Genomic DNA, 5,072 nt, shown 5'->3' on the forward strand with positions numbered 1-5,072 from the left:
GCCGGAAGACCGGTCGATGGATGCGTATCTGGCCAATGTGCAGCCGGAGAGCACCCGCGTCGCGGCGTCGATGCTCACCCGCCGCATTCTGCATCCCGAAGCCATCGGCACACCGGTCCAAGTGATCGGCGCCGGGCGCGACCAAATGGTGCCGCCGGAAGCGGTGGCCCTGACCGCACGCGCCTACCGCACCAAGCCGGTCATGTTTGACACGATGTCGCATATGCTGATGCTGGAAGCGGGCTGGCGCGACGTCGCGGATACGATCCTCCGTTTCGAAGCGAGCCTGCCGAGATAAGGGACCGCCATGTATATCCCGCCTGCCTTTGCCGAGAACGACCCGGCGGAACTGCACGCCATCATGCGCACCGCGTCACTGCCCATCCTGGTCTCGCCGACGGCTGAGGGGCTGATCGCCACGCATCTGCCGCTGAGCTTCCAGGCGCCGGACCGCATCGTCGGGCATTTCGCCCGCGCCAACCCGCATTGGCGCAATTTCACGCCAGACGCCGACTCCCTGGCGATCTTCACCGCCATGGATGGCTATGTCAGCCCCTCCTGGTACCCGACCAAGGCGGAAACCGGCAAAGTGGTGCCGACCTGGAATTACACCGCGGTGCACGCCACCGGGCGGCTGGAAATCATCGAAGACCCGGAAGCTCTGCGCGAGATCGTCACTTCCCTCACCGACAGGTTCGAGGCCGGCCGGGAAAAACCCTGGGCGGTGAGCGACGCGCCCCCCGACTACGTGGCGGCGATGCTGAAAGGCATCGTCGGCGTGGTGCTGCACGTCACCAAACTGGAAGGCAAGTCCAAGCTCAGCCAGAATAAATCCCGCGCCGACCAGGAAGGCGTGGCGGCCGGGGCAGCGACCGAAAACCCCGCTTTGGCGGAGGCGATGCGTAAGGTTTTAGGCCGGAAGTAAGAAAGAAAGCGCTACTTTTTGTGAACAAAAAGTAGCAAAAAAACTTTGTTATGCTGGACCAAGGGCGTTGGCGCCGACACAGCCTCAGGCCCGGCATAACAAAAGTTTTTTGCGCCGCTTTTTTTCAAAAAAGCGGCTGCTTTCTTCCTGGTTTTTAGACGATCTTCCCCTCGAACGGCGGCAAATAATCCGCAGCGTCGAATTCGATCACCCACAGGTCGGAATCGTAGGAGATCTGTTTCTTCACATAGGCATCGGTAACGGTGTCGCTCACCGGTTCGGGTCCGGTGCCGCGCATCCAGGCCAGCTCGCCCTGCGCGTCGCGGAACTGCGAGAGCACGATATTGCCGCTGCGCCCATGCAGGACCACCAGCACGCCGCCGGCATCCGGGTCGCCCTTATGCACCACCAGGCCCGGCTTGCCATCCGCGGCGCCCAGCCGCAGCACCGCAGAGACCCACACGCCTGCCTTGATCCGCGGCTCACCCATGCTAATCCCTAACTCTATGCTCGCTTTCCCTGACTCACGGAAAGGCAACGCCTTACTGTGCTCAAGACCGATCCCTCGCTCAACCCCTGAAGGATGTCCGCATGGCCCGCCCGGCTCTCGTCGCTGCCCTCGCTTTCGCTCTTTTCGGCACCACGCAAGCCGCCCAGGCCGCTGATAAAATCACGTTCGGCCTGGATTGGATCGCCGAACCCGAATATGGCGGCTATTACGAGGCTTTGGCCAACGGCATCTATAAGAAATACGGGCTGGACGTAACCATCGTGCCCGGCGGGCCCGAGGTGAACAACGCACAACGCCTGATCGGCGGACGGCTGACCTTCGACATCACCTCCAACTCCTTCCTGGCGCTGAATTTCGTGCAGGAGCAGATCCCCTTCGTCGCGGTCGCCGCCGGGTTCCAGAGAGACCCAGACGCGCTGATCGCGCATCCCGGCGCCGGCAATGACGGCTTCGCCGCCCTCAAAGGCAAACCGATCGCGGTGTCCGCCGATACCCGCGCGAGCTGGTGGAACTATCTGAAGGCCAAATACGGCTATTCCGACGCGCAGTTGCGTCCCTACGGGTTCAGCCTGGCGCCGTATTTCGCCAATAAATACGACATCCAGGAAGCCTATGTGACCGATGAGCCGTTTCTCATCCACGCCAAGACCGGGCAATGGCCGGTGGTGATGATGCTCCCCGATTCCGGCTTCGACGGCTATGCCAGCCTGATCGCCACCTCGAAGAAGCTGGTGAAGACCAACCCCGGCCTGGTGCAGCGGTTCGTCGATGCCTCGGCGGAGGGGTGGTACGATTATCTGTACGGCAACCCCGCACCAGCCTTCGCGGCCATCCAGCAGGCCAATCCGGACATGACACCAGAGCTGATGCATTATGGCTACGAACAGTTGAAAACGCGCGGCATCGTCGATTCCGGCGACGCCAAGACGCTCGGCATCTACGCCATGACCGACGCGCGCTGGAAATCCTTCTTCACGCAGATGGTCGCCGCCGGCATGTATAACCCCTCCATGAATTACCAGGCCGGCTATACGCTGCAATTCGTCAATCACGGGTTCGGCCTGCGGAAGTAATGTTCACCCTCCAGGCGGTCGGCAAGACCTTTCCCAACGGGTTGCGCGCGCTGGACGGCATTTCCGCCGAGATCGGCGCGGGGGAATTCGTGGCCTTGCTGGGCCCGTCGGGCTGCGGCAAATCGACTCTGCTGCGGCTGCTGGCCGGGCTGGACCAACCGAGCGACGGGCGCATCGGCTGGGAGGGCGGCATGCCGCCGGGGCCGGGGGAGATCGGCTTCGTGTTCCAGGACGCCACCTTGCTGCCCTGGGCCGATGTCGCGGGCAATGTTTTTCTCCCCCTGCGGCTGCGCGGGGTCGGCCGCGCGGAAGCGGCGCCGCGCATCGCCGCGATGCTCGAGCAGGTGGGGCTCGGCGCGTTCGCCCAGGCCATGCCGCATACGCTTTCGGGGGGCATGCGCATGCGCGTCTCCATCGCCCGGGCGCTGATCTCCGCGCCGCGGCTGCTGCTGATGGACGAGCCGTTCGCGGCGCTGGACGAATTCACCCGGCACAAATTGCAGGAAGATCTCCGCGGCCTATGGCGGCGCAGCGGCAAGACGGTGATGTTCGTGACGCATTCGATCTACGAGGCGGCCTTTCTCGCCAGCCGCATTCTCGTCATGTCACCCCGGCCGGGGCGCATCGCCGCGGATCTGTCCACGTCCCTGCCCGACGGGCCGGAGCGGCGCGGCTGCCCGGAATATGCCGCCCTGGTGGCCGACATTACGGAGACCTTCCGGCGGGTGATGCCGGCATGAACCGGAGCCTGGAGCGCGCGGCCCCCTTCTTGTTCGGGCTGATCGGCTTGGCGCTGTGGCAAGGCGCGGTCTGGGCGCTCGCCGTGCCGGCCTACGTGCTGCCTGGGCCGCTTGCCATCGGCGCGGCCTATCTGGGCGACTACCGCGTGCTCGACCCGGCCTTGCTGTCGACCCTCACCGTCACCCTCACCGCGCTCGCCGCCGCCACGGCGATCGGCGTGACGCTGGCCGTGGCGATGTCGGCAAGCGCGCTCTTCCGCGCCGCCATTCAGCCCTGGGCCGTGATCCTGCAAGTGACCCCGGTGGTGGCGATCGCGCCGCTGATCATCATCTGGGTCAACCAGCCCTTCATCGCGCTGGTGGTCTGCGCCACCATCGTCGCCTTCTTTCCCATCCTCTCCAACACCGCCGCCGGGCTCGCCGCCACGCCGCCGGAGCTGCTCGACCTCTTCCGCCTGAACGGCGCCTCGCGTTGGCAGATGCTGTTTCTGCTCCGCCTGCCCTCTGCCTTGCCGGCTTTTCTCGTCGGGTTGCGCATTTCCGGCACGCTGGCGCTGGTGGGAGCGGTGGTCGCGGAATTCGTCGCCGGTTCCGGCGGCTTCGCCTCGGGGCTCGCCTACAGCATCATCGAGGCCAGCTACCGGCTGGAAATTCCCCGCATGTTCGCTGCCCTGGTGCTGCTCGGCGTCAGCGGCATCATGATCTATACAGCACTCGGCCTGCTCGCCCGATTTCTGCTCCGGAGGCGCGGAAGCGCTTGAGTTTTTACCCCCGCTCTGCGAGTTTCCGGCTCGTATAAAAGCCCGCCCGGAGACCTTCATGACCGCCACGACCGACAAAAAACTCAGCAAAGGCCAGCTCGCCTATGAGCAGGAGCGCGCCCGCAAAGCCGGCAAAACCTTCGACGACTGGATGAAGGACAAGACCAAGGCCGAAGCGGAAGCCGCGAAGAAAGCCGCCCCAAAAATCGAGAAAAAGCCCGGCCTGTTCAGCCGCCTGGTCGAACGCGCGCATAAGCCGATTTAGGGCAAGGACAGCAGCCGCTTTTTAAAAAAAGCGGCGCAAAAATTTTTGTTACTCTGGGCCATGGGCGTTGGTGCCGACACCGCCCATGGCCCAGCATAGTAAAAGTTTTTGCGCCGCTTTTTTTAAAAAGCGGCTGCTTGCTTCCTACCCTGTTATCCTGTCCGGGTGAGTGAAAATCTCGAACCCGTCATCGCGGGCGACGGCGATCAATGTCATTCCCGCCGCTTCGGCTTCGCGCACCGCGCGGGCGCTCGGCACTGACACGGCGACGATGACCCCTGCCCCCAAGGCGGCGGTTTTCTGAATCAGTTCGATCGAGACGCGGCTGGTGAGCAGCACCACCCCTTCCGGCCCCTGGCGCCCGGCCCGTTTTACCGCGCCGATCAGCTTATCCAGCCCGTTATGGCGGCCGACATCCTCGCGCACGATCAGCGCATCGTCCTCCGGCGTGTAGAAGGCGGCGGCGTGCACCGCGCGGGTCTCGCGGTTCAACACCTGCAGTTCCGGCAGGCGGCGGATCGCCGTTTGGATCTTGTCCGCCGGCACGGTGATCGCGGGGTGAACCGGCTTTGGCGGCTTGATCGCCTCGATCAGGCTGTCCATACCGCACAGGCCGCAGCCGACCGGCCCGGCGATGCGCCGGCGCCGCGCTTCCAGCGCCTCGCGCCGGTCCGGCTGCAGTTCCATCCGGCATTCCAGGCCGAGCGGCAGCACCGCCAGCTCGTAGCTCAGAATCTCGTCCGGGCTCTGGATGATGCCTTCGGACAGCGAGAAGCCGACGGCGAAATCCTGCAAAT

Annotated in this window: 8 protein-coding genes; 6 read left to right on the forward strand and 2 right to left on the reverse strand. The window is 64.4% G+C overall.

Translation table 11 applies throughout. From position 1 onward, the window contains the following. Together VNC39_RS17350 and VNC39_RS17355 are read left to right on the forward strand one after the other, a co-directional pair. Nucleotides 1-298 (forward strand): alpha/beta hydrolase (locus VNC39_RS17350; RefSeq protein WP_408840925.1); only part of this gene is annotated, 298 nt, incomplete at its 5' end. Nucleotides 299-307: 9 nt separating this feature from the next. Further along, nucleotides 308-925 carry an FMN-binding negative transcriptional regulator gene (locus tag VNC39_RS17355; RefSeq protein WP_325400914.1) on the forward strand — a complete coding sequence of 206 codons (618 nt, stop codon included), beginning with the start codon at nt 308-310 and terminating at the stop codon, nt 923-925. 154 nt (nt 926-1,079) lie between these two features. On the opposite strand, the gene VNC39_RS17360 is transcribed toward VNC39_RS17355, so the two are convergent. Beyond that, a complete protein-coding gene (locus tag VNC39_RS17360; protein WP_325400915.1) occupies nt 1,080-1,415 on the reverse strand; it encodes a DUF1491 family protein in 336 nt (111 codons plus the stop codon). 101 nt (nt 1,416-1,516) lie between these two features. On the opposite strand from VNC39_RS17360, the gene VNC39_RS17365 reads away from it, so the two are divergent. Genes VNC39_RS17365 through VNC39_RS17380 form a run of 4 tightly spaced genes read left to right on the forward strand, consistent with a single transcriptional unit; the run spans nt 1,517 to nt 4,275 of the window. Beyond that, nucleotides 1,517-2,509 (forward strand): ABC transporter substrate-binding protein, encoded by a 993-nt coding sequence (locus VNC39_RS17365; RefSeq protein ID WP_325400916.1) that lies wholly within the window; start codon nt 1,517-1,519, stop codon nt 2,507-2,509. Next, nucleotides 2,509-3,249 carry an ABC transporter ATP-binding protein gene (locus VNC39_RS17370; RefSeq protein ID WP_325400917.1) on the forward strand — a complete coding sequence of 247 codons (741 nt, stop codon included), beginning with the start codon at nt 2,509-2,511 and terminating at the stop codon, nt 3,247-3,249. Before VNC39_RS17365 ends, VNC39_RS17370 begins: the two co-directional genes overlap by 1 nt. Next, nucleotides 3,246-4,010: an ABC transporter permease gene (locus VNC39_RS17375; protein ID WP_325400918.1), complete on the forward strand. Its 765-nt coding sequence runs from the start codon at nt 3,246-3,248 to the stop codon at nt 4,008-4,010. Before VNC39_RS17370 ends, VNC39_RS17375 begins: the two co-directional genes overlap by 4 nt. A gap of 58 nt (nt 4,011-4,068) precedes the next feature. Next, the gene (locus tag VNC39_RS17380) at nt 4,069-4,275 is read left to right on the forward strand and encodes a hypothetical protein (RefSeq protein ID WP_325400919.1); all 207 of its coding nucleotides are present in this window, start codon (nt 4,069-4,071) and stop codon (nt 4,273-4,275) included. Between the two features lie 144 nt (nt 4,276-4,419). On the opposite strand, the gene fdhD is transcribed toward VNC39_RS17380, so the two are convergent. Further along, nucleotides 4,420-5,072: formate dehydrogenase accessory sulfurtransferase FdhD (fdhD, locus tag VNC39_RS17385; RefSeq protein WP_325400920.1), on the reverse strand; the 653-nt coding region annotated here is incomplete at its 5' end.

The organism is Acidocella sp. (genome assembly GCF_035535915.1).
GTDB lineage: Bacteria > Pseudomonadota > Alphaproteobacteria > Acetobacterales > Acetobacteraceae > Acidocella.

Coding starts and splice junctions, on each gene's coding strand:
- VNC39_RS17370 (WP_325400917.1), top strand. CDS start 2,509: ATGTTCACCCTCCAGGCGGTCGGCAAGACCTTTCCCAACGGGTTGCGC.
- VNC39_RS17380 (WP_325400919.1), top strand. CDS start 4,069: ATGACCGCCACGACCGACAAAAAACTCAGCAAAGGCCAGCTCGCCTAT.
- VNC39_RS17360 (WP_325400915.1), bottom strand. CDS start 1,415: ATGGGTGAGCCGCGGATCAAGGCAGGCGTGTGGGTCTCTGCGGTGCTG.
- VNC39_RS17365 (WP_325400916.1), top strand. CDS start 1,517: ATGGCCCGCCCGGCTCTCGTCGCTGCCCTCGCTTTCGCTCTTTTCGGC.
- VNC39_RS17355 (WP_325400914.1), top strand. CDS start 308: ATGTATATCCCGCCTGCCTTTGCCGAGAACGACCCGGCGGAACTGCAC.
- VNC39_RS17375 (WP_325400918.1), top strand. CDS start 3,246: ATGAACCGGAGCCTGGAGCGCGCGGCCCCCTTCTTGTTCGGGCTGATC.